This is a genomic window from Skermanella rosea (genome assembly GCF_016806835.2).
GTDB classification, from domain to species: Bacteria; Pseudomonadota; Alphaproteobacteria; order Azospirillales; family Azospirillaceae; genus Skermanella; species Skermanella rosea.
This window is the reverse complement of sequence record NZ_CP086111.1, coordinates 2,336,853-2,360,274: the sequence shown is the minus strand read 5'-3', so window position 1 is coordinate 2,360,274 and position 23,422 is coordinate 2,336,853. Positions and strand designations below refer to the sequence as shown.

The 23,422-nt window shown below is 66.5% G+C and carries 20 protein-coding genes; all 20 read right to left on the bottom strand.

The window, feature by feature from the left end; genetic code table 11:
* The 20 genes from bamA to JL101_RS10660 all read right to left on the bottom strand — a co-directional run bounded on the left by bamA (position 1) and on the right by JL101_RS10660 (position 23,421).
* Complete coding sequence (gene bamA / locus JL101_RS10755; protein ID WP_228435400.1) at positions 1 to 2,292, bottom strand: outer membrane protein assembly factor BamA; 2,292 nt, start codon at positions 2,290 to 2,292, stop codon at positions 1 to 3.
* Between the two features lie 58 nt (positions 2,293 to 2,350).
* On the bottom strand, positions 2,351 to 3,484 hold the full coding sequence (gene rseP, locus JL101_RS10750; protein WP_203098985.1) for an RIP metalloprotease RseP: 1,134 nt from the start codon (positions 3,482 to 3,484) through the stop codon (positions 2,351 to 2,353).
* Between the two features lie 29 nt (positions 3,485 to 3,513).
* Positions 3,514 to 4,713, bottom strand: coding sequence for a 1-deoxy-D-xylulose-5-phosphate reductoisomerase (locus JL101_RS10745; protein WP_203098986.1), 1,200 nt, complete (start codon positions 4,711 to 4,713; stop codon positions 3,514 to 3,516).
* Positions 4,704 to 5,564, bottom strand: coding sequence for a phosphatidate cytidylyltransferase (locus tag JL101_RS10740; protein WP_203098987.1), 861 nt, complete (start codon positions 5,562 to 5,564; stop codon positions 4,704 to 4,706). Before JL101_RS10740 ends, JL101_RS10745 begins: the two co-directional genes overlap by 10 nt.
* Complete coding sequence (locus JL101_RS10735; RefSeq protein WP_267133555.1) at positions 5,506 to 6,225, bottom strand: isoprenyl transferase; 720 nt, start codon at positions 6,223 to 6,225, stop codon at positions 5,506 to 5,508. The genes JL101_RS10740 and JL101_RS10735 overlap by 59 nt, the downstream gene beginning before the upstream one ends.
* 17 nt (positions 6,226 to 6,242) lie before the next feature.
* Positions 6,243 to 6,800 (bottom strand): ribosome recycling factor, encoded by a 558-nt coding sequence (gene frr / locus JL101_RS10730; protein ID WP_158045670.1) that lies wholly within the window; start codon positions 6,798 to 6,800, stop codon positions 6,243 to 6,245.
* A gap of 6 nt (positions 6,801 to 6,806) precedes the next feature.
* Positions 6,807 to 7,532: a UMP kinase gene (gene pyrH / locus JL101_RS10725; protein ID WP_202680392.1), complete on the bottom strand. Its 726-nt coding sequence runs from the start codon at positions 7,530 to 7,532 to the stop codon at positions 6,807 to 6,809.
* A gap of 89 nt (positions 7,533 to 7,621) precedes the next feature.
* Positions 7,622 to 8,554, bottom strand: a complete 933-nt coding sequence (tsf, locus tag JL101_RS10720; protein ID WP_203098989.1) for a translation elongation factor Ts — start codon at positions 8,552 to 8,554, stop codon at positions 7,622 to 7,624.
* A 92-nt stretch (positions 8,555 to 8,646) separates the two neighbouring features.
* A complete protein-coding gene (gene rpsB / locus JL101_RS10715) occupies positions 8,647 to 9,465 on the bottom strand; it encodes a 30S ribosomal protein S2 (RefSeq protein ID WP_203098990.1) in 819 nt (272 codons plus the stop codon).
* A gap of 195 nt (positions 9,466 to 9,660) precedes the next feature.
* Positions 9,661 to 13,155: a DNA polymerase III subunit alpha gene (gene dnaE / locus JL101_RS10710; protein ID WP_203098991.1), complete on the bottom strand. Its 3,495-nt coding sequence runs from the start codon at positions 13,153 to 13,155 to the stop codon at positions 9,661 to 9,663.
* A 408-nt stretch (positions 13,156 to 13,563) separates the two neighbouring features.
* Positions 13,564 to 14,424 (bottom strand): dienelactone hydrolase family protein, encoded by an 861-nt coding sequence (locus tag JL101_RS10705; RefSeq protein ID WP_203098992.1) that lies wholly within the window; start codon positions 14,422 to 14,424, stop codon positions 13,564 to 13,566.
* Positions 14,425 to 14,489: 65 nt separating this feature from the next.
* Positions 14,490 to 15,158: an ABC transporter ATP-binding protein gene (locus tag JL101_RS10700; RefSeq protein WP_228435399.1), complete on the bottom strand. Its 669-nt coding sequence runs from the start codon at positions 15,156 to 15,158 to the stop codon at positions 14,490 to 14,492.
* A gap of 37 nt (positions 15,159 to 15,195) precedes the next feature.
* On the bottom strand, positions 15,196 to 16,440 hold the full coding sequence (locus JL101_RS10695; RefSeq protein WP_203098993.1) for a lipoprotein-releasing ABC transporter permease subunit: 1,245 nt from the start codon (positions 16,438 to 16,440) through the stop codon (positions 15,196 to 15,198).
* 43 nt (positions 16,441 to 16,483) lie between these two features.
* Positions 16,484 to 17,797, bottom strand: a complete 1,314-nt coding sequence (gene proS / locus JL101_RS10690; RefSeq protein WP_203098994.1) for a proline--tRNA ligase — start codon at positions 17,795 to 17,797, stop codon at positions 16,484 to 16,486.
* Positions 17,798 to 17,946: 149 nt separating this feature from the next.
* A complete protein-coding gene (locus JL101_RS10685; RefSeq protein WP_203098995.1) occupies positions 17,947 to 19,038 on the bottom strand; it encodes a BMP family ABC transporter substrate-binding protein in 1,092 nt (363 codons plus the stop codon).
* Positions 19,039 to 19,626: 588 nt separating this feature from the next.
* Positions 19,627 to 20,196: a DNA-3-methyladenine glycosylase I gene (locus JL101_RS10680; RefSeq protein ID WP_203098996.1), complete on the bottom strand. Its 570-nt coding sequence runs from the start codon at positions 20,194 to 20,196 to the stop codon at positions 19,627 to 19,629.
* A gap of 24 nt (positions 20,197 to 20,220) precedes the next feature.
* Complete coding sequence (locus tag JL101_RS10675) at positions 20,221 to 20,454, bottom strand: DUF1467 family protein (RefSeq protein WP_201080711.1); 234 nt, start codon at positions 20,452 to 20,454, stop codon at positions 20,221 to 20,223.
* 3 nt (positions 20,455 to 20,457) lie between these two features.
* The gene (gene mce, locus JL101_RS10670) at positions 20,458 to 20,862 is read right to left on the bottom strand and encodes a methylmalonyl-CoA epimerase (RefSeq protein ID WP_203098997.1); all 405 of its coding nucleotides are present in this window, start codon (positions 20,860 to 20,862) and stop codon (positions 20,458 to 20,460) included.
* A 70-nt stretch (positions 20,863 to 20,932) separates the two neighbouring features.
* Positions 20,933 to 22,639: a ribonuclease J gene (locus JL101_RS10665; RefSeq protein WP_203098998.1), complete on the bottom strand. Its 1,707-nt coding sequence runs from the start codon at positions 22,637 to 22,639 to the stop codon at positions 20,933 to 20,935.
* Positions 22,636 to 23,421 carry a type III pantothenate kinase gene (locus tag JL101_RS10660; protein WP_203098999.1) on the bottom strand — a complete coding sequence of 262 codons (786 nt, stop codon included), beginning with the start codon at positions 23,419 to 23,421 and terminating at the stop codon, positions 22,636 to 22,638. The genes JL101_RS10665 and JL101_RS10660 overlap by 4 nt, the downstream gene beginning before the upstream one ends.
* Between the last annotated feature and the right edge of the window lies 1 nt (position 23,422).

Below are 23,422 nucleotides of genomic sequence, written 5' to 3'. Positions count from 1 at the left end.
CTAGAACCTGGTGCCGAAGCTGAAGCGGAACTCCTCTCTCTTGTCGTAGTCCTCCTTCAGGATCGGGAAGGCCAGATCGACGCGGATGGGGCCGAGGGGCGACCGCCAGGAGATGCCGGCGCCGACGGAAAGCCGGATCGCGTCGTCATCGACCAGACGCTCGTTCGCGTTCTGAGCCGTCGCGTCGACGTCGCCCAAGGTGCCGAAGTCGCTGAAGGTATGGCCGGTCACGCCGAACTCGTCCGGCAATCCGATCGGGAAGGCCAGCTCGACGCTGCCGCGGGCGAACCGGTTGCCGCCCAGGCTGTCGTCGCTGACCAGTTCGCGCGGGCCGATACCGGCCGGAGCGAAGCCGCGCAGGCTGTCGCCGCCGATGAAGAAGCGATCGGAAATCGCCACGTCCTCGCCGATGCCGACGATGAACCCGACCTCGCCCAGGAAGCTGAGGACCGTTCCTTCGGTGACCGGGAAATAGACGCCGGCGCCCAGCCGGTTGCGCGAGAACTGCGCGTCGCCGCCCAGGCCCGCGACCTCGTTGTTGAGGCGGATGAAGTAGCCGTCGGTCGGGTTGATCCGGCTGTCGCGCGCGTCGTACAGCAGTTCCTGACCAACCAGCGAGACGATGCGGCTTCCCTGCTGCTCCCGGATGAAGCGGGAGGCGTCGGCCGCGACGTTCTCGATCTCCGTCTGCTGCAGGGTATAGTTCAGCCGCTGGCGCAGGCGTTCGGTCAGCGGATATCCCAGCCTGAAGCCGATGCCGGTATTGGCCTCGTCGTAGGAGCTTTCATCCTGGTTGTCGCGGGTGATCCGGAACAGGTCGATGCCCGCCGCAAGGTCGCGCTCCAGGAAATAGGGCTCGGTGAAGCTGAGGTCGAATTCCTGCGTCCGCCCGGACACGGTCGCGGCGAACCGCAGGTCCTGGCCGCGACCGAGCAGGTTGCGCTCCCGGATACCGAAATTGGCGAGGGGACCGTCGATCGTGGAGAAGCCGGCGCCGATCTCGATCTCGCCGGTCGACTGCTCCTGGACGTCGACCTGGATGACGGACCGGTCGGGCTGGACGCCTTCCGCCGTCGAGATGTTGACCCGTTCGAAGAACCCGAGGTCGCGGATGCGGCGCTCGGACCGCCTCAGCTTCGACGTGTTGAACGGATCGCCCTCGACCAGCAGCATTTCGCGCCGGATCACCCGGTCCAGGGTCCGGACGTTGCCGGTGATATCGATCCGGTCGACGAAGACGCGCGGGCCTTCGCCGATCTCGTAGACGACGTCGATCGTCCGGGTCTCGCGGTTGCGGACGATCCGCGGCTGGATGTCCACGAAGGCATACTGCAGATCGCCGACGGCATTGGTCAGGTTGGCGATCGAGGTCTCGACCTCCTCGGCGTTGTACCAGTCGCCTTCCTCGGTGGTGAGCCGGTCGCGCAGGCTTTCGGCGTCGAGGTCGCGCAGCTCGGTTTCCAGGCCGACCTTGCCGAACTTGTAGCGCTCGCCCTCCTCCACCGTGAAGGTGATGAAGAAGCCGTCGCGGTCGGGCGTCAGCTCGGCGACCGCCGAGACGACCCGGAAATCCGCATAGCCGCGCGACAGGTAGAAGCGGCGCAGCCGATCGCGGTCGAAGGTCAGACGGTCGGGATCGTAGGTGTCGTCGGTGGTCAGGAACCGGTACCAGCGCGACTCGCGGGTCTGGATCTCCTCCCGCAGCCGGCTGTCGCTGAACATCTCGTTGCCGATGAAGTTGATCCGGCGAACGCCGGTGCGGGCGCCCTCGTCGATCTCGAACACCAGGTCGACGCGGTTCTGGTCCAACTGGATGACCTTCGGCTCGACCGTCGCGGCGAATCGACCGCTGCGCCGATAGATCTCGAGCAGGCGCTGGACATCGTTCTGAACGCGCGTCCGCGTGTAGACGACGCGGGGCCGAAGCTGGACTTCGCGCTCCAGGTCGGCGTCCTCGATCCGCTGGTTACCCTCGAAGGCGATCCGGTTGATGATCGGGTTCTCGACCACGTTGACCACGAGGGTATTTCCCTCGCGCCGCAGGGTCACGTCCGCGAACAGGCCGGTGGCGAACAGGGCCTTCAGCGAATCGTCGATCCGCGACGGGCTGAAGGGATCTCCGGGCCTGACCACCAGATACGACCGTACCGTCGTCGGCTCGATTCGCTGGGTGCCTTCCACCCGGATGTCCGAAATGGTGCCGCCGGAAAAATTGGCCTGCGCCACCGTGGTCGGCAGTCCCTGGGCCAGTGCGATGGTCGACGTAGCCGTCGTCGTGCACGCAGCCAGCACGCAGGCTGCCAAAAACCTGTTCAGCCCCAACTGAAACCCCCAATAACTTCCTATCCCGTCAGGAAATCAGGTCACGGAAGAAGTCGACCACACGCAGGTGCACCAGATCGTTCCAGGTCGCGAAGACCATCAAGGTGAGCACCAGGGCCAAACCAATCCGAAAGCCATATTCCTGAGCCCTGTCGCCGAGCGGCTTACCACGGATCGCCTCGACGGCATAGAACAACAAGTGGCCGCCGTCCAACATCGGGATGGGAAAAAGGTTGATGAGGCCGAGATTGACCGAGAGGATCGCCATGAACCAGACCAGCGCCACGACGCCGCTCTGCGCGACCTCGCCGGACATCTGCGCGATGCGCAGCGGGCCGCCCAGTTCCTCGGTCCCGCGCGAGCCGGAGATCATCTGGCCGACGGCGCCCAGGGTGCCCACGGTCAGATTGACGGTTTCCCGGCCGGCCTGCCAGAGGGCCGTCAGGGGATCGTGCCTGCGGTACTCCATGCCGGCCCGGCCGATCCCCAGCAGGCCGATGGAATGGGTGTTGCCCATCCGGTCCGTGATCTGGGTGATCTCGGGCGTGACCGTCAGGGGCAACCGGCTGCCGTCGCGTTCGACCACCAGCGCCAGGGGGGTTCCCTGGTTGAACCGGACGATCTGCTGGACCTCCTCGAAACGCTCGATCGGCTGGCCGTCGATCTCCACGATGACGTCGCCCGGCAGGATGCCCGCGCGGGCGGCGGCGCTCTGCTCCTGCACCGTGCCGATGTCCGGCGGCGTGTAGGGCTGCCCGTAGAGCGAGAACAGCAGCGTCAGGCCGATGATGGCGAACAGGAAGTTGGCGATCGGGCCGGCCGCCACGATCGCGGCGCGCTGGCCCAGGCGCTTGTGGAAGAAGGAAACCTCGCGCTCCTGCGGGGTCATGGTCCGGACCGCGCCGCTGGGCGTGCTGGCCGCGTCGGCGTCGCCGAACATCTTGACGTAGCCGCCGAGCGGGATCGCGCTGAACTTCCACCGGGTGCCCGCGCGATCCGTGCGGCCGAACAGCTCCGGACCGAACCCGATCGAGAAGGTCTCGATGCGCACGCCGTTGCGGCGGGCGACCCAGTAGTGCCCGAGTTCGTGAACGAACACGAGCACGGTCAGGACGACCAGGAAGGGGATGACGTAGGTCCACAGACCGGTGAGGAATTCCATTGGTTCTCCCGCCGCCCGCGGCTCAGGTTCTATTCGCTGCAGCGGGCCAAGATTTCGCTCGCTTGACGGCGAGCTTCCGCGTCGATGTGGCGCACATCGTCCAGATGATCAAGGCGCGAATGTGGCAACCGCTCCAGCGACTGCTCGACCACGCGCTCGATATCCAGGAAACCGATGCGCCGTTCCAGGAATCCCTGGACGGCCACTTCGTTCGCCGCGTTCAAAATTGTAGGAGCGCCTCCGCCGCTTTGCAAGGCGTGGCGGGCGAGGCGCAGCGCCGGGAACCTCTCAGGGTCCGGCGCCTCGAAGGTCAGCGTACCGGCGCCGATCAGATCCAGCGGGGCGGCCGGCGTGGGGATCCGCTTCGGCCAGCCCAGCGCGAAGGCGATCGGAGTCCGCATGTCGGGCGTTCCCATCTGGGCTAGCACCGAGCCGTCGACATACTCGACCATGCTGTGGATCACCGATTGCGGATGAACCACCACGTCGATGCGTTCCTCGGGCATGGCGAACAGGAAATGCGCCTCGATGATCTCCAGGCCCTTGTTCATCATGGTGGCGCTGTCGACCGAGATCTTGGCACCCATCTGCCAAGTCGGGTGGGCGCATGCCTGCTCCGGCCCGGCTTCGGCCATCTGCGCCCTGGAGGATTGGCGGAAAGGCCCGCCCGAAGCGGTCAGCAGCAGACGCCGGATCGAATCCCGCCGCTCGAAGTCGAACACCTGGTAGATTGCGTTATGCTCGCTGTCGACCGGCAGCAGCGTGGCACCGCAATCCCGCACCACGTCCATCATCAGGGGTCCGGCACAGACCAGGCATTCCTTGTTGGCGAAGGCGACGACGGCGCCGCGCCGAGCGGCGGCCAGCGTGGGCTCCAGCCCGGCGGCGCCCACGATGGCGGCCATCACCCAGTCGGCCGGCCGCCGGGCAGCCTCGACCACCGCCTCCGGCCCGGCGGCGACCTCGATCCCGCTCCCGGCCAGCGCGTCACGCAGCGGCTGATAGCCCGCCGGATCGGCGATCACCACGAGCGCCGGGCGCAGCGTCCTGGCCTGCTCGACCAGATGCGCCACATTGCGGCCGGCGGTCAGCGCCTCGACTGCGTAGGCTCCCGGATCGCGGGAGATCAGGTCCACCGTATTGCGGCCGACCGAACCGGTCGATCCAAGGATCGTGACGCGCCGGGGAGATCCGGTCGGCTCCGACATACGCGCGCCTGCTACCACCATGCGAGAGCTTTCCCCAAAGTCGCGTGGAACAGCGCGAAGACCGGCGCTGCGACAATTAGTCCGTCCACGCGGTCCAGCAGACCGCCGTGGCCGGGAATGAGACGCCCGCTGTCCTTGACGTCGAACCGGCGCTTTATGCCCGACTCGAACAGATCGCCGATCTGGCCGACCACGGCGAGCAGCATGCCGAGCGCGGCCGCCAGCCAAGGTAGCTCGGCATCGAACGCCACCGCGACGCCGCCCCCGAACACGGCGGCGCTCAGCATACCGCCGATGAGGCCGGCCCAGGTCTTCTTGGGGCTGATGCGGGGGGCCAGCTTCGGTCCTCCGATGCTCTTGCCGGCGGCGTAGGCACCGATGTCGGTCGCCCAGATGCAGAACAGCAGGTAGATGAGCAGCCCCAGCCCGTCCTCCGGGTGACCCCGCACCCAGATCAGGGAGACGCTGCCGAAGACGATGTAGGGAATGCCGAAGGAGAAGAGCCAGCGGTGGTCGGAACGGGACATCCAGGCGTAGCCGAGCAGCGCCACCGTAAGGATTGCGGCCAGCAGGAGCGACACAGCCGCCCCCAAGATGAAGTCCGCGATGAGGATCGCCGCCACCGCCGCCACCGGCAGGGAAGCGATCCACCGGGAACGGTCCGGCTCGACCAGCCGGGTCCATTCCGCGACCGCCAGGACCGCGAAGGTCAGGATCAGGACTTCGAAGACCCAGCCGCCGAGATAGACGGCCAGAAGAACGACGGGTCCGAGAACCAGAGCGGAAAGGATCCTGGTGCGCAGGTTTCCCGATCTACCGAGTCCCGACTGCGCCGTAGCGCCTGTCGCGCTGGTTGAATTCTCGGATTGCATCTTCCAGATCGCGCTTCGTGAAATCAGGCCACAGCGTATCGACGAAGACCAGCTCGGTATAGGCCAATTGCCACAGCAGGAAATTGCTGATCCGCTGCTCGCCGCTGGTGCGCAGCAACAGGTCGGGATCGGGAATCTCACGGGTCAGCAGGCGGCCCGAGAAGGACTCCTCGGTCACGTCCTCGGGATTGAGCCGCCCTTCCAGCGCGTCCCTGACCATCTGCCGGGCGGCTCCCGCGATTTCCTGCCGGGAGCCGTAGCTGAGCGCGATGGTGAGGTTCAGCGCGCGGTTCCCGCGGGTCAACTCCTCCGCTTTCTCGATCATGGTGACGATGTCGCCGGACAGGCGGGAGCGGTCGCCGATCACCCTCAGCCGGACGCCGTTCTTATGGAGTTCGGCGATCTCGCTGCGCAGATAGAACCGGAGAAGTTGCATGAGGTCGAAGATCTCGCCCTCCGGCCTGCGCCAGTTCTCCGACGAGAACCCGAACATGGTGAGGTAAGGGATGCCCAGTTCGCGGGCAGCCTCCACCGTCCGCCGAACGGCTTCGATGCCCTTGCGATGGCCTGCGGTCCGCGGCAGGCCGCGGGCTTTCGCCCAGCGGCCGTTACCGTCCATGATGATCGCTACATGCTGCGGCAAGGCGCCCGTCGTGGTCATAGTCCCCTGCATCGAGGTCAGACCTGCATGATCTCTTTTTCCTTGGCCGCGAGCGCTTCGTCGATCTTCTTGATGTGAGCGTCGGTCATGGACTGGACCTCGTCGGCCCAGGTTTTATGTTCATCCTGGCTGATGTCGCCGCCCTTTTCCATGCGCTTCAGCATGTCCATGCCGTCGCGGCGTACGTTGCGCACGGCGACGCGGGCCTGTTCGGCGTAGCGGGAAGCGACCTTGGACAGTTCGGCCCGGCGTTCCTGGTTGAGGTCCGGGATCGGCACGCGGACGTTCTGGCCATCGGTCTGAGGGTTCAGCCCCAGACCGCCGTCGCGGATCGCCTTCTCGACGGCCTTGACCATGCCGCGGTCCCAGACCTGCACCGTGATCAGGCGCGCTTCGGGCACGCTGATGGTCCCGACCTGATTGAGCGGCATCTGCTGGCCATAGGCCTCGACGGTGATCGGTTCCAGCAGGCTGGCGGAGGCGCGGCCAGTGCGCAGCCCGCCGAATTCCTTGCGCAGCGACTCCAGGGCGCCGTCCATGCGGCGGCTGAGCGAGTCAATATCAGGGTCGGCCACGGTAGTTCAGCCCTCTTCCGTGATGATCGTGAACTTGCCGCGCCCCGCCATGACTTCGGCGAAGGCACCGGCCGTATGGATCGAGAACACTAGGATGGGAATTTTATTCTCGCGCGCCAGCGAAATGGCCGAGGCGTCCATCACCTGGAGATCCTTCGCCAGAACCTCAAGGTGGGTCAACGTCTCGAAGCGCTGAGCCGACGGATCCTTGTTGGGATCGGCGGAGTAGACGCCGTCCACCTTGGTGCCCTTCAGGAGAGCGTCGCAGCCCATTTCCGACGCGCGCAGCGCCGCCGCGGTATCCGTGGTGAAGAACGGGTTACCCGTTCCGGCACCGAAGATCACGACCCGCCCCTTCTCCATGTGGCGCACGGCGCGCCGCCGGATGTAGGGTTCGCAGACGCTGGCCATCGGAATGGCGGACTGCACCCGGGTCTGGACGCTCCTGCGCTCCAGTGCGCTCTGCATCGCAAGCGCGTTGATCACCGTCGCGAGCATGCCCATGTAATCGGCCGTCGCCCGCTCCATCCCCGTCGCGGCGCCAGAGACGCCGCGGAAGATGTTGCCGCCGCCGATCACCAGGCAGACCTCGACGCCCATGCCGACGACCGACTTCACCTCATCGGCGACGCGGTCGACGATTTCGGGGTCAAGCCCGTATTCCCGATTGCCCATCAGCGCCTCGCCGGAAATCTTCAGCAGGACGCGACCATACCGGGCGTTGGTGGGCATAGCCCCCTCCATCGCAGTCATCAAAGGTAATCCCCAAGCCAGCGCTCGTTCGAGCCGGCGGCCGCCCCGCGGGACGGCCGCCAGGAGCCTCAGCGGCCGACGTTCGCCTGGGCGGCGACCTCGGCGGCGAAGTCGGACTGCTCCTTCTCGATGCCCTCGCCCAGGACGAACCGGGTGAAGCCCACGACCTTGATCGGGGCGCCGATCTCCTTGGCGACCGTCTCGACGACCTTGCGGACCTTGTTCTCGCCGTCGATGACGTAGACCTGCTCCAGGAGGACCACTTCCTCGTAGTACTTGCGGAGCCGGCCCTCGACCATCTTGGCGATGATGTCTTCCGGCTTGCCGCTGGCGCGGGCCTGATCGGCCAGGACGCTCCGCTCACGCTCCAGGGAGCTGGCGTCCACGTCCTCGATGTTCACCGCTTCCGGACGGGCGGCGGCGATGTGCATCGCGATCTGCTTGCCGAGTTCGAGCAGGCGGGCGCGGTCGCCGGTGGACTCCAGGCCGACCAGCACGCCGATCTTGCCCAGGTTCGGAGCCAGCGCGTTGTGGACGTAGCTGGCGACGGCGCCCTGCTCGACGGCGATGCGCGAGACGCGGCGCAGGTTCATGTTCTCGCCGATCGTGGCCACCATGTTGGTGACCTCGTCGGCGACGTTGCGGTCGGTGCCGGGGAACGCCTGCTGCTGCAGCGACTCGATCGTGCCGTCGCCCTGGAGCGCCAGCTGCGCCACCTGGTTGGCGAAGGCCTGGAACCGGTCGTTGCGGGCGACGAAGTCGGTCTCGGAGTTGACCTCGACCGCGGCGCCGACGGTGTCGGCGGTCGCGACGGCGACCAGACCCTCGGCGGCGACCCGGCCGGCCTTCTTGGCGGCGGCGGCGAGGCCCTTCTTGCGCAGCCAGTCGACGGCACCTTCAAGGTCGCCCGACGTCTCGGTCAGCGCCTTCTTGCAGTCCATCATGCCGGCGCCGGTCTTTTCGCGCAGCTCCTTGACGAGCGAGGCTGTGATTTCGGCCATCTTGGACCTCTTCCTGAATGATCTGTCTGGTCAGCACATAAAAATAAGGGCAACCGGACGCACCCAAGCGCCCGGTTGCCCGATCTGACGGATCAGGCCTGGGCGCCTTCCGAAACCGCGGCTTCGCCGTCGGTACCCTCGGCGACGACGACGTCCTCGTCGGCCGGCAGATCTTCCTCGACGCCTTCGGCCTGCTCGCCGACATCGATGCCGGACGCGATCATCTCGGCCTGCAGACCATCAAGCACCGCGCCGGAAACCAGCTCGCAGTAGGTATCGATCGCGCGCAGCGCGTCGTCGTTGCCCGGGATCGGGAAGGCGACGCCGTCGGGATCGGAATTGCTGTCGATCACCGCGACGACCGGGATGCCGAGCTTGTTGGCTTCCTGGACCGCGATCGACTCCTTGTTGGTGTCGATGATGAACAGGATGTCCGGCAGGCCGCCCATCTCCTTGATGCCGCCGAGCGCCCGCTCCAGCTTGTCACGCTCGCGGGTGAGCTGGAGGGTTTCCTTCTTGGTCAGGCCGATATTGGTGTCCTGAAGGCGCTCTTCCATCTCGCGGAGGCGCTTGATCGACTGGGAGATGGTCTTCCAGTTCGTCAGCATGCCGCCGAGCCAGCGGTGGTTGACATAGTACTGGCCGCAGCGCGAAGCGGAGTCGGCGACCTTCTCCTGAGCCTGACGCTTGGTGCCGACGAACAGAACGCGCCCGCCGCCCGCCACCACGTCGCGGACCGCGGTCATGGCGCGGTGCAGCATCGGGACGGTCTGCTCGAGGTCGATGATGTGGACGCCGTTGCGCACGCCGAAAATGTACGGCTGCATCTTCGGGTTCCAGCGGCGGGTGTGGTGGCCGAAATGGACGCCGGCTTCCAGGAGCTGGCGCATGGTGAATGAAGGCATCGGCATGGAAAACAGTCCTTTTCCGGTTGCTCCGCCGCGGGCGTGGTCCACGAGATGTGAACACCGGAGCGGGCCGCCGGCCTATGGACCGATGGACCGCAAGCCCGCGTGAGGTTTTGCGACGGGCGATAGATAGCCCGGCGCCCCGCGTTTGGCAACCATATCCGCATGCATCAGGCGGGGCATGCCCCGGCGAAACGCCTAAAGATCGAGCACGTCCGCGACGCCGGGAATCGCCTTGATCGCGGCCCTGCCCTTCGCCGACACGGCATAGGCCCCGGGGAGCGCGATCTCGGCTTCCCGCATGCCGCCGACATCGACCAGGATCGATATCTTGCCGCGGCCCCGCCCGATCTGGTCCAGGATGTTGCGCAGATGCGGTGCCGCTTCCGGCTGGCTGAGGATGATCTGCAGTCCCTCGGCGGCGCGGGCGACCTCGTCCTCCAGCGGCTTCACGTCGTGGCAGGTCAGCCGCATGTCCTCGCCCATCACCTGCACGTCGACCATCAGGACCACGCTCTTGCCCGGCTCCAGCAACTCCCGCGAGGTCGCCAGCAGCTCCGAGAACAGGGTCACCTCGTAGACGCCCGTGGAGTCCGACAGGCTGACGAAGGCGAAGCGGTTGCCGCTCTTGGCGACCCGCTCCTGACGGTTGATCACCACGCCCGCCATGGGGAACCGGGTCGAGCCGCCGCCGGTCGCCTTCTTGAGCAGATCGGCGGAGTTCACCACCCGCAGGCGCGACAGCGGCTTGGCGAAGCCGTCGAGCGGATGGGCCGACAGGTAGAAGCCGATCGCGTTGAATTCGTGGGCCAGCCGGTCCAGCTGGTCCCAATCGGCCACCTTGGGCAGGTCGGGCACCTTCAGCGTCACCCCGCCCCCGCCGCCGAACAGGCTGGACTGCCCGCTCTCCCGTTCGGCCGCCGCGGCCTGGGCATAGCGGATCAGCGTCTCGATGCCGCCATGGACCTGCCGGCGGTTGCCGTTCAGGCTGTCGAAGGCGCCGGCGCAGGTCAGGTTCTCCAACTGGCGCTTGTTGATCACCTTGGTGTCCAGCCGGCGGGCGAGGTCGAACAGGTCCGTATAGCGGCCGCCCTCGTTCCTTTGGCTCACCACCGCCTCCATGGCGGGCATGCCGACGCCCTTGACGGCGGCCAGGGCGTAGCGGATCGCCCGCTCGCCGTCGGGCAGCAGCTCCACCCGGAAAACCGGGTTCGACTTGTTGATGTCGGGGGTCAGCAGGCGGATCTTGAGGCGGACCAGTTCCTGCCGGAAGGTGTTCAGCTTGTCGGTGTTGCCCAGGTCGAGCGTCATGGACGCCGCCAGGAACTCCACCGGGTAATTGGCCTTCAGATAGGCGGTCTGGTAGGCGACCAGCGCATAGGCGGCGGCGTGGGACTTGTTGAAGCCGTAACCCGCGAACTTGTTCACCTGGTCGAAGATCAGGCCCGCCTGCTCACCGTCGACTCCCTTGCCGACGGCACCGTCGATGAACAGCTTGCGCTGGGCGTCCATCTCGGCCTGGATCTTCTTGCCCATGGCGCGGCGCAGCAGGTCGGCGCCGCCGAGCGAGTAGCCGGACAGCACCTGGGCGATCTGCATGACCTGTTCCTGGTAGATCATGATCCCGAAGGTGTCCTTCAGGATCGGCTCCAGCCAGGGATGCATGTAGTCCGGCTCCTTCTCTCCGTTCTTCACCGCGATGTAGGTCGGGATGTTGTCCATCGGGCCGGGACGGTAGAGCGAGACCAGCGCGATGATGTCGTCGAACCGGTTCGGCTTGAGGCGGCGCAGCACGTCGCGCATGCCAGAGCTTTCAAGCTGGAACACGCCGGTCGTCTCGCCGCGCGACATCATCTCGTACGTCCTGACGTCGTCGAGCGGCAGGTTCGACAGGTCGATGACGTCGCCGCGCTCGGTGATCAGCTCCACCGCGCGCTGGAGGACGGTGAGGGTCTTCAGGCCGAGGAAGTCGAACTTCACCAGCCCGGCCTGCTCGACATACTTCATGTTGAACTGGGTGACCGGCATGTCCGAGCGCGGGTCGCGGTAGAGCGGCACCAGCTGGTCCAGCGGGCGGTCGCCGATCACCACGCCGGCCGCGTGGGTCGAGGCGTGGCGGAACAGTCCTTCCAGGCGAAGCGCTATCTCGATCAGGCGCTTGACGGTTTCGTCCGAATCCCGGGCCTGCTGAAGCATCGGCTCGCCCTCGATCGCCTGTCCCAGGGTCACGGGATTGGCCGGATTGTTGGGCACCAGCTTGCAGATCTTGTCGACCTGCCCATAGGGCATCTGGAGCACCCGGCCGACGTCGCGCAGCACGGCGCGCGCCTGGAGCTTACCGAAGGTGATGATCTGGGCGACCCGGTCGTGGCCGTAATAGCCCTGCACGTAGCGGATCACCTCGTCCCGGCGGTCCTGGCAGAAGTCGATGTCGAAGTCTGGCATCGACACGCGCTCGGGGTTCAGGAACCGCTCGAACAGCAGGCCGAAGCGCAGGGGATCCAGGTCGGTGATGGTCAGCGACCACGCCACGACCGAGCCGGCGCCCGAGCCGCGGCCCGGCCCGACCGGGATTTCGTGGCGCTTAGCCCACTTGATGAAGTCCGAGACGATCAGGAAGTAGCCGGGAAACTTCATGTTCTCGATCACGTTCAACTCGAAGTCGAGCCGTTCGCGATAGGTCTTCTCGGTTTCCGCGCGCTGTTCTGCCGTCATCTCGGGCGTGAAGACCTGCTTTTCGAGCCGCCAGGTCAGGCCCTCGTGGGCTTGGTGGCGCAGTTCTTCCGGCTCGGTCCTGCCGCCCTCGGCCGCAGCCTGGAAGGCGGGCAGGATCGGCTTGATCGGCTTCAGCAGGTAGCTGCAGCGCCGCGCGATCACCAGGGTGTTGTCCACCGCCTCCGGCAGGTCGGCGAACAGCTCGCGCATCTCGGCGGCCGTCTTGAACCGGTGCTCCGGCGTCAGGCGCCGCCTTTCCGCCTCGACCACGTAGGAGCCCTCGGCGATGCAGAGCAGCGCGTCGTGGGCCTCGTACATGTCCTCCGTCGAGAAGAAGCAGTCGTTGGTCGCCACCAGCGGCAGGTCCAGGTCATAGGCCAGGTCGACCAGATCCGGCTCGATGCGATCCTCGACCTCCAGCCCGTGGCGCATCAGCTCGACATAGAGCCGGCCGGGGAACAGGCGGCGCAGCTGCTCGGCGACGTCGCGCGCGGCGGGCTTGTGCCCCTCGGCGAACAGGCGTCCGACCGATCCGGACGGTCCGCCGGACAGGGCGATCAGCCCGTCGGTGAAGCCTTCGAGATCCTGCAGGGCGATCTGGGGCGCCGAGGTCGGATCCCCCTCCATGAAGGCCTTGCTGATCAGCTTCGTCAGGTTTTGGTAGCCGGTCTCGGACTGCACCAGGAGGGCGAGCTGGTCGGGCATGTTCACGCCCTTCCCGACCGGCTTGCCGCCGCCGTTCGCGGCCGGCCCCATGCGCCGGATACCGAGCTGGCAACCGAGAATGGGCTGCACGCCGGCGTCCATGGCTGCCAGGGAAAATTCCAGTGCGCCGAACAAGTTGCCGGTGTCGGTGACCGCGACCGCCGGCATCTCCTGCTTCTGGCAGATCTTGACCAGCTCCTTGATCTTGATCGCTCCTTCGGAGAGCGAATAGGCGGAGTGGACGCGCAGGTGGACGAAGTCGGCGATCGGCATCGGATGCTGTACTCGGGAGGCGGAGTGTGTCGGGCGCCCAGCATGCCAAGCCGGAGCCCCGGCGTCATGCGCAACTTTCTCTTGACGCCGAGTATCGGCCCGCCTGGCGGATGGAACCCGGCACGGGAGTGACGGCAAGGCAACAGATAATCTGCCGGGCATTGCGGACAGGTCGGGAGCGGTCCTGTCGGGCCGTTCAGCAGCCGCCAATCCCAGCGGTGCCCGGACACGAGGGTCCTGATCGGTGTTCCGACATACAGAAGACCCCTGATGCTGCTGCAGGCTCTTGCCAGCCTCGCCCGGCTCGACGCGCCGACCGAAAGTATGGGAATGCCGGCCGACCTCGGCATCATGGAACACCCGAGGCCACTATGCTGCCGGTCCCTGCCAAGCCCCCTCCCCGCTCCGTCAGGTGCCCAGGCTGGATTTCAAGAATTCGACGGTCCTGGTCCAGGCCAGCCGTGCGGCCGCCGCATCGTAGCGCGCCGGGGCCGTGTCGTTGTTGAAGGCGTGGTTGGCGCCCTCGTACATATGCAGGGCATGATCGACGCCGGCCTTCTTCAGCGCCGCCTCGAAGGCGGGGACGCTCTCGTTGATGCGGTCGTCCAGTCCGGCATAATTCAGCAGCAGCTTCGCCCGGATGTTCGGCACCGCCTCCAGCGGCGGAGTACGGCCGTAATAGACCACCGAAGCGTCGAGATCCGGCGACGCCGTCGCCAGCATGCCTGCCATGCCGCCGCCCCAACAGAAGCCCATGGCCCCCACCTTGCCGGTCGCCCCGGGGTGGTTCCGGAGGAATCCGACGGTCCTGACCAAGTTGTCCAGGGTCTGCTTGCCGTCGAGCTGGCCGATCATCGTCCGGGCCTGATCCTCGTCGGCCGGCGTCCCGCCGAGCGGGCTCAGCATGTCCGGGCCCAGCGCCACGAAGCCTTCCAGCGCGACGCGGCGGACCACGTCCTCGATGTGGGGATTCAAACCCCGATTCTCGTGGATCACGATCACCGCCGGCAGCTTTCCGGCACCCTTGGGCTTGGCCAGGTAGCCCTTGAGGTCGCCCGAAGCGCCCGGCCAGGTGATGCGGGAGGTTTCCAGCCGCGCGTCGTTCGCCGGCACGACCTGCGCCAGGGCATAGTTGCTCTCCAGCAGGGGGAGCAGGGCTGCTGCGGCGGCGGCGCTGCCCGCCAAGGCGGTCAGGCGGCTGATGAAGACCCGGCGGTCCAGCGGGGCGTGGGTATATTCGTCGTAGAGCTCGATGATCCTACGGTCCATGGCGCAACCCTCCTGTCGTGGTCCGGGGCATCGCCGTACGCCCCGGGGACAGGGTAAGGCATTGCTCAATGCTGGACCAGAACACCGTCTCTCAGTTCGAGCACCCGGTCCATGCGGGCGGCCAGGTCGAGGTTGTGGGTCGCGACCAGCGCCCCGAAATCGCCGCCTCGAACCAGGTTCGCCAGCATCGCGAACACGTCCTCCGCCGTCTTGTGGTCCAGGTTGCCGGTCGGCTCGTCCGCGATCAGCAGTTTCGGGCGGTTGGCCAGGGCCCGGGCGATCGCGACCCGCTGCTGCTCGCCGCCCGACAGCCGCGCCGGCCGGTGGCCGGCCCGCGCACCCAGGCCGACCAGGTCCAGCAGTTCCATGGCCCGCTTCCGCGCCACGGATTTCGAGATGCCGGAGATCATCTGCGGCAGCACGATGTTTTCCAGCGCGCTGAATTCCGGCAGCAGATGGTGGAACTGGTAGACGAACCCGATGGACTGGCGGCGCAAGGAGGTCCGGTCGGCATCGGACAAGGTGTTGGCCAGCTTGCCCGCGATGCGGATCTCGCCGCCGTCGGCCTGCTCCAGCAGGCCGGCGATGTGCAGGAGCGTCGACTTGCCCGCGCCCGACGGCCCGACCAGGGCCACCAGCTCGCCGCCGGCGACCTGGAGTGACGCGCCACGCAGCACCTCGAGCGGCTGGCCCGCCTGCCTGAAGGTCCGGACGACCCCGTCAATCTGGATCATGGGCCGGATCATGGGCTCGGCCGCCCCGTTCCTCGCCTCACTCATAGCGGAGCGCCTCGACCGGATCGAGCTTGGCCGCCCGCCACGCCGGATAGATGGTGGCGCCGAAGGACAGCCCCAGCGCCATCAGAACCACCCGGGCCACTTCGGACCAGTCGATCTCCGCCGGCAGCTGCGTCAGGAAATAGATCTCGGCCGAGAACAGTTCGGTACCCAGCAGGTTCTGGATCACCTGCCGGATCGACTCGATATTGTCGGCGAAGGCGACGCCCAGGACGAGGCCGAACACCGTTCCGATCACGCCGATGCTGGCGCCGGCCAGGAAGAAGATGCGCAGGATCATGCCCCGGGTGGCACCCATCGTACGAAGGATCGCGATGTCCCTGCCCTTGTCCTTCACCAGCATGATCATGCTGGAGATGATGTTGAACGCGGCGACCAGGATGATCAGCGTCAGGATCAGGAACATGACGTTCCGCTCGACCTGAAGGGCGTTGAAGAAGCTGGCGTTGGACTGCTGCCAGTCCACCAGGCGCGCCCGGCCGCCCAGCACCTCCTGCACCGGCCCGCGGTACTCCCAGATCAGCCGGGGCTGCTCGACCATCAACTCCAGCGTCGTCACCGCGTCGGGCACCCGGAAGAAGACCTGCGCGGCCGGCAGCGGCATGAAGATGAAGTTGTTGTCGTACTCGAACATGCCGACGTCGAAGATCGCGCCGATCGTGTAGGCCCGCATGCGCGGTACCGTCCCGAAGGCGCTGGTGTTCCCCTGCGGGCTGATCAGCGTGAGCTGGTCGCCGACGGCGAGACCCAGCCGCTGCGCCATCCGGATGCCGATAGCTACGTTCTCGTCCTCGAAACGGTCGAGAGACCCTCGCACGATATGGTTGGAGACGGTCGGCCGGACCCGGAAATCCTCGGGCGCGATCCCTCGGACGATGGCGCCGGACGACACGCCTCGGACAGTGACCAGGGCCTGCGCCTCGACGGTCGGCGTCACCGAGGTGACGCCGGGCACTTGCCGCAGACGGTCGGCGAGCGGCTGGTAGTCGGGCAGCGGGCCCTGGATCGCGTAGACGTTCATGTGGCCGTTCAGGCCGAGCACCCGGCCCAGCAGTTCCGACCGGAAGCCGTTCATGACGGCCATCACGATGATCAGGGTCGCGACGCCGAGCCCGATGCCCAGCAGCGAGAACGCGGCGATCACCGAGATGAAGCCTTCCTGCCGCCGCGCGCGGAGGTACCGCATCGCGACCATGCGTTCGAAAGCGCCGAAGATCATGCCTGTAAGGCCTTTTTGGACTGATGGGCGGTGCGTGTCGGTCTCAGGCGGTCAGCTTGGCCAGGGCGGCGTCGCGCGACAGTTCCTCGCGCTCGCCGGTGGCACGGCGCTTCAGCTCGACGACGCCGCTCTTCAGCCCCCGCGGACCGACGGTCAGCTGCCACGGGATGCCGATCAGGTCCATGTCGGCGAACTTGCCGCCGGCCCGCTCGTTGCGGTCGTCGTAGATCACCTCGACGCCCGCGGCGTTCAGGTCGCGGTACAGCTCGTCGCAAACGCGGTCGCACTCGGCGTCGCCGGTCTTCAGGTTGATCAGGCCGACCTTGAAGGGCGCCACACTGTCCGGCCAGATGATGCCGGCCTCGTCATGGCTCGCCTCGATGATCGCGCCGACCAGCCGCGACACGCCGATGCCGTACGATCCCATCTCCAGGGTGACCTGCTCGCCGTTCGGCCCGGCGACCACGGCGCCCAGCGGGGCCGAGTACTTGGTGCCGAAATAGAAGATATGGCCGACCTCGATCCCGCGGGCGTTCACCAGCTCCCCCGCCGGCAGCGGCGAGGTGGCGGGATCGTGCTTCTCGTCGGTGGCGGCGTAGATGCTGGTGTATTTCTCGAAGAACGGCGCGAGGTCGTCGTCGAATCCGGGCGCGCTGGACAGCACGTCCAGGTCCAGCCACTCCTTGTCGCAGAACACCCCGCTCTCGCCGGTTTCCGCCAGGATGATGAACTCGTGGCTGAGGTCGCCGCCGATCGGGCCGGTGTCGGCCTGCATCGGGATCGCCTTCATGCCGAGCCGGGCGAAGGTCCGCAGATAGGCCAGGAACATCTTCTGGTACGAGCGGCGGGCGCCGGCCTGGTCCAGGTCGAACGAGTAGGCGTCCTTCATCAGGAACTCGCGCCCCCGCATCACGCCGAATCGGGGGCGGATCTCGTCCCGGAACTTCCACTGGATATGGTAGAGGTTCCGCGGCAGGTCGCGGTAGCTCTTCACCGCCGACCGGAAGATGTCGGTGATCATCTCCTCGTTGGTCGGGCCGAACAGCATCTCGCGCTCGTGCCGGTCGCGGATGCGCAGCATCTCCTTGCCGTAATCGTCGTACCGGCCGCTTTCCTTCCACAGCTCTGCCGGCTGGATCGTCGGCATCAGCAGTTCCTGCGCGCCCGCGGCGTCCTGCTCCTCGCGCACGATCTGCTCGATCTTCTTCAGCACGCGGAACCCCAGCGGCAGCCAGGCATAGATGCCGGCGCTGGTCTGCCGGATCATGCCGGCGCGCAGCATAAGCCGGTGCGAGACGATCTGCGCCTCGTTGGGGTTTTCCTTCAGGGTGGGCAGGAAATAGGCGGACAACCGCATTCGACTTCTCACGGGGCTCGGGGACGACCGGCCCATGGCCAGTCCGATCGGAGCGGACTGTAGGGAATAGCGCCGGACAAGTCCATGCCGGCAAGTCCATGCCGGGGGCGCGCGACACGCCCCCGGCAGGCACCGCTTACTTGGGCAGGTTACTTGGGCAGGGTCCCCTGGACGCCTTCCACGTAATAGGCCATCGACAGGATCTCCGGGTCGGTGGCGGTCTTGCCCTCGGCGATCACGACCTTGCCGGACTGGTCCTTGATCGGGCCGGTGAAGGGATGCAGGGCGCCCGACTTGATGTCCTCGATCGCCTTGTTGCCCAGCGCCTTCACGTCGTCAGGGACCGCATCGTTGAACGGCGGCAGGAAGACCGTCCCGGTGGCGAGGCCTCCCCAGTAATCCTCCGACTTCCAGGTGCCGTCGAGGACGGCCTGGACCCGCTGCTGGTAGTAGGGATTCCAGTCGTCCACGATGGAGGTCAGGTGGGCCTTCGGGCCGAACCGGCTCATGTCCGAAGACTGGCCGAAGGCATGGATGCCGCGGGCCTCGGCTTCCTGGATCGGGGCCGGGCTGTCGGTGTGCTGGGCCAGGATGTCGGCGCCCTGGTCGATCAGCGCCTTGGCGGCGGCCGCCTCCTTGCCCGGGTCGTACCAGCTGTTCACCCAGACCACCCGCACCTGCGCCTGGGGATTGACGCTGCGCAGCGCCAGCGTGAAGGCATTGATGCCGCTGACCACCTCGGGGATCGGGAAGGACCCGATATAGCCGATGATGTTGGACTTGGTCATCTTGCCGGCGAGCAGGCCGCAGACGGTGCGGCCCTCGTAGAAGCGGCCGGAATACGTGGCCACGTTGGCCGCGCGCTTGTACCCGGTCGCGTGCTCGAACTTCACTTTGGGGAAACGCTGCGCGACCTTCAGCGTCGGGTTCATGAACCCGAACGACGTCGTGAAGATCAGCCCGGCGCCGCCGGCGGCCAGCTGGTTGATCACCCGCTCGGTGTCGGGACCCTCGGCCACGTTCTCCACATAGGTGGTCTCGATCCGGTCGCCGAAATGCTCGGCGATGTGGCGGCGGCCCAGGTCGTGCTGATAGCTGTAGCCGTGATCCGAAACCGGACCGACATAGACGAAGCCGACCTTCAGCTTGTCGGCGGCGAACGCGCGACCGACCGTCGGACCGACACTGAGGGCTGCGGCGGTCCCGGCCACCGAAAGACCGAACTGGCGTCTGTTGAGCATGTTTCTTGTTCCCTCCGAGAGAGTTGGTTCAAGTGACGGGACGGGCGGTAAGCCGGCCGCAGGCAGCCCTATGCAGGATGAAGACCCGCAGGGTGGCTTGGAACCCGGGATTTTTCTGAAAGACCTTACGCATTTCGAGGCAGGTGTGCCGTTGCCCATGACGCGAGACGCCCTGCCCTGAAAGCCGCGTGTGACCGGATGCCTTTGTACCAATTCGGCGGTATCGGCCACAACCGTTTTGCCCGATCCGCCCCGCATGCCCGGCTGAACCGCGACATGATCAGTACCGCGGCAAAGAGCCATGGATTGGGCAGAAAACAGGTGACGATGACGCAAGCATGGCGTAAGGTTTCGCTCACAATAAGAAAAGGGCCGCGCTGTCACCGCAGCGCGGCCTGAAGTTAGGGAGGAATCGCCACCAGGCGTCGGTAAGAGGGATAAACCCTCTCAGCGATAAAAATTATTGTCTGAGGAACTGAGCAAGGCAAGCCACAAAATGGAGCTTGCCTTTTCTTTTGCTCATTTTCTTGCTCTTTTGCTTAAGCCCTGTGCAATTGAGCGCGTTTCGCCCAACGGTTTGCCCAAAGTTTAAGCTCGATATCCGGTAAACCCGCTCCGTTCAGCCCGAATCCAGGGGGGATCAAGCGATTCCAGGTGGCGATGCACCGGGCAGCCCGGATTATGGGCACCGGGCAGATAGCCGAGACTCATCAGGAACTCGTTCACGATCTCCCCGCCCGTGAAGCGGAACTGCGCCTTGAACAGCTTCACCCACCCCGCCTTGTCCAGCGGATGGTGGCTGTCCAGCCATCCGGCGAAACCGCCGTGGGAGGCACGGAGGGCCTGGACGCGGCGCGCGTTCTCGATCACGGCATCGATCTTGAGCCGGTTGCGGATGATGCCGGCGTCGCCCAGCAGCCGCGCCCGGTCTTCCTCGCCGTAGGCGGCGATCCGGTCGACGTCGTAATTCTCGAAAGCGGCGGCGAAGGCCGCGCGCTTCTTCAGGATGGTCAGCCAGGATAGTCCGGCCTGGTTGATCTCCAGGACCAGCCGTTCGAACAGGACCCGCTCGTCGGCGGACGGGAACCCGTACTCCCCGTCATGATAAGGCCCGTGCCACGGATGCCCAGGTGCTGCTTCGCAATAGGACAGGCCCATGGCGCGACGTGACCTCCGCTGAGGTCACGTCCGGAACGAGATCAGCCCGGACGTGACGATGAAATAGATGATCAGCCAGACGACAGCCGCGACCCCGGTGGTGACCAGGAACTTCAGGCCGATGCGGGGCTTGGCGGGCGCCCCCGCGGCCATGCCGGGCTCCGGCTCCTCCGGCGCGTGGGAGCCCCAGGGAAGCACGGCGAAGAGGACTGTCCACCAGACGACGAAATAGACGGCGATGCCGGTTACCCAACCCATCGATCAGGCCTGCTCCAGTTCGACCAGGGTGCCCAGGAAGTCCTTGGGGTGGAGGAACAGGACCGGCTTGTCGTGGGCGCCGATCTTGGGTTCGCCGTCGCCCAGCACGCGGGCCCCGTCGGCCTTCAGCTTGTCGCGGGCCGCCAGGATGTCGGGCACCTCGTAGCAGACATGGTGGATTCCGCCCGACGGATTGCTGGCCAGGAACTTGGCGATCGGGCTGGCATCGCCCAGGGGATACAGCAGTTCTATCTTGGTGTTGGGCAGTTCGACGAACACCACCGTCACCCCGTGGGCCGGCTGGTCGACCGGAGCCGAGACGGCGGCGCCGAGCGTGTCGCGGTAAAGGGCCGTCGCTTTCTCCAGGTCGGGCACGACGATAGCCACGTGGTTGAGCTTGCCGATCATGGTTCCCCCTTGGTCTTTCTGACTTGGTCCATCGATGGCGGTGCCGGGTTCCACGGCCCGCTCCCCATCCCTATAGCCGAACCAGATGGACTTCGGTGAGCGGCTTTTTGCCCTGGCTGGCGTTGAGGCTCCGGCGGACCGCGATGCGGGTCGCCTGGCGCACGGCCTCGTCGTCGAGCCGGGACTGACGGGAGAGCTCTTCGACGGCCTTTCGCACGGCGAATCCGACTTCGGTCAGGATCTCCCCGGCTTCGGGTCCCTCGAGCAGCCCCATGACGGCGACCTGCGGATGGGTGACCAGTTCGCCTTCGGAATCCATGACCAGGGTGGCCACCGCGGCACCATTGTACATCATGCGGTGCCGGCCCCGCATGACCCCGGCATCCAGCGGCACGATCCGCTTGCCGTCCAGGGCCAGCCGTCCGTGCTGGACCTGCCCGACCACTTCCGCCGGCCCGGGCGCCAGCCGGATGATCGAGCCGTTCTCCGGAATGATCGTGTCGGGCACCTGGCAGTCGCGCGCCAGCCGCGCATGTTCCGTCTGGTGGCGGATCTCGCCATGGATCGGGACCGCCAACTTCGGGCGCACCCACTGGTACATGCGGACCAACTCGTCCTGGGCGGGATGGCCGGACACATGGACGAACTCGGTGTCGGCGGTGATGACCTCCACCCCCTGCCCGACCAGCATGTTCTGCACCCGACCGATCGCCCGCTCGTTCCCCGGGATCTCGCGCGACGAGAAGATGACGGTGTCGCCGCGCTCCAGCGCGATCTCGGGATGGTCGTCCGCGGCGATCCGGGAGAGCGCGGACCGGGGCTCGCCCTGGCTTCCGGTACAGACCAGCACGGTCTTCTCACGCGGCAGGAAGCCGGCATCGCGCTCGCTGAGGAAAGGTGGGACGTCCTTCAGGTACCCGTTGGCCCGGGCCGCCTCGTTGATGCGCCACAGGGAGCGCCCGACCAGCGCGACGTTCCGGTCGGTCGCCGTGGCGGCCGCGGCGATGCTTTCCAGCCGCGCGACGTTGGTCGCGAAGCAACTGATCGCGATTCGGTTCTTGAGCCGGCCGAACAGCTTGATCAGGCTGTCGCGCACCGCCGCCTCCGAACCCGAAATTCCCGGAACCATGGCATTGGTACTGTCGCACACCATCGCCAGCACGCCCTCGCCGCCCAGGCGCATCAGGGCCGCCTCGTCGGTCGGGGCGCCGACGACGGGGTCGGGATCCAGCTTCCAGTCGCCGGTATGCAGCACGGCCCCGAGCGGCGTGCGCAGCACGAGGGCGTTGGGTTCGGGCACGGAATGGGTGACGGTGATCAGTTCCACCTCGAACGGCCCGGCGGAGAACCGTCCCGAGAGCGGCACCTCGATGATCTCCACCTTGCCGGCAAGGTTGCGCTCCAGCAGCTTGGCCCGCAGCACCGACGCGGTGAAGGGCGTCGCGTAGACGGGGCAGCGGAGCTCCGGCCACAGGTACTGGACCGCCCCCAGGTGATCCTCGTGGGCGTGGGTCAGGACGATGCCGACGAGGTCGTCCCGGCGGTCCCGGATGAAGGTCGGGTCGGGCATGATTACGTCGACGCCCGGCATCGTCTCGTCGCCGAACGAGATCCCCAGATCCACCATCAGCCATTTCCCGGCATGACCGTACAGATTGAGGTTCATGCCGATCTCGCCGGACCCGCCCAGCGGCAGGAAATAGATCGCGTCCGAACCGGGCCGATCGGGATCGAAGGGGCTGGACCCGATGGATTGGGGATCAGGGGATGATGTCATGAAGCCATGTTGCGTTGGTGGACCAGCAGGAGACCGCGCAGGGTCAATTCGTTGTCGATGTGATGGATCATCGAGGTAGCTTCGGCGAACTGCGCGCCCAGCCCTCCGGTGACGATCACGGTCACCGGAGGATCGCCGGTCGGCGACAGCTCGGCCTGGATGCGGGTCAGCAAGCCCTCGATCATGCTGAGATAACCCCAGAACATGCCGGATTGCATCGCGCCGACAGTGCCTTTGCCGATGACCGCCGCCGGCCGGACGATATCCACCTTCGGAAGCTGGGCCGCGACCCGGTGCAGGGCGTCGAGCGCCAAGCTCGGTCCCGGCGCGATGACGCCGCCGCAGAAGCCGCCCTCCGCGTCCACGATGTCGAAGGTGGTCCCGGTCCCGATATCCACCACGACCAGGGGTGACGGATATGTGGCGACCGCCGCGATGGCGTTCAGCAACCGGTCGGCGCCGGCCTCGCGCGGGTTGTCAATCCTGATCTCGATGCCGAGCCGTACCCCCGGCTCCCCGATCCGCATGGGCTCGACGCCGAAATGGTCGCGGCACAGGCGCTGGAGATTGAACGTCGCGGCGGGAACGACGCTTCCGAGGATAGCGGCGTCCACGTCCTCGCGCTTCAACCCCTTCATCGCCATCAGGCTGGTCAGCCAGACCGCGTACTCGTCGGCGGTGCGCCGGCCGTCGGTCGCGATCCGCCACTGCCCCTGCTTGCGATCCCCGTCGAAAATGGCGAACACCACGTTCGTGTTGCCGGCGTCGATCGCAAGCAGCATG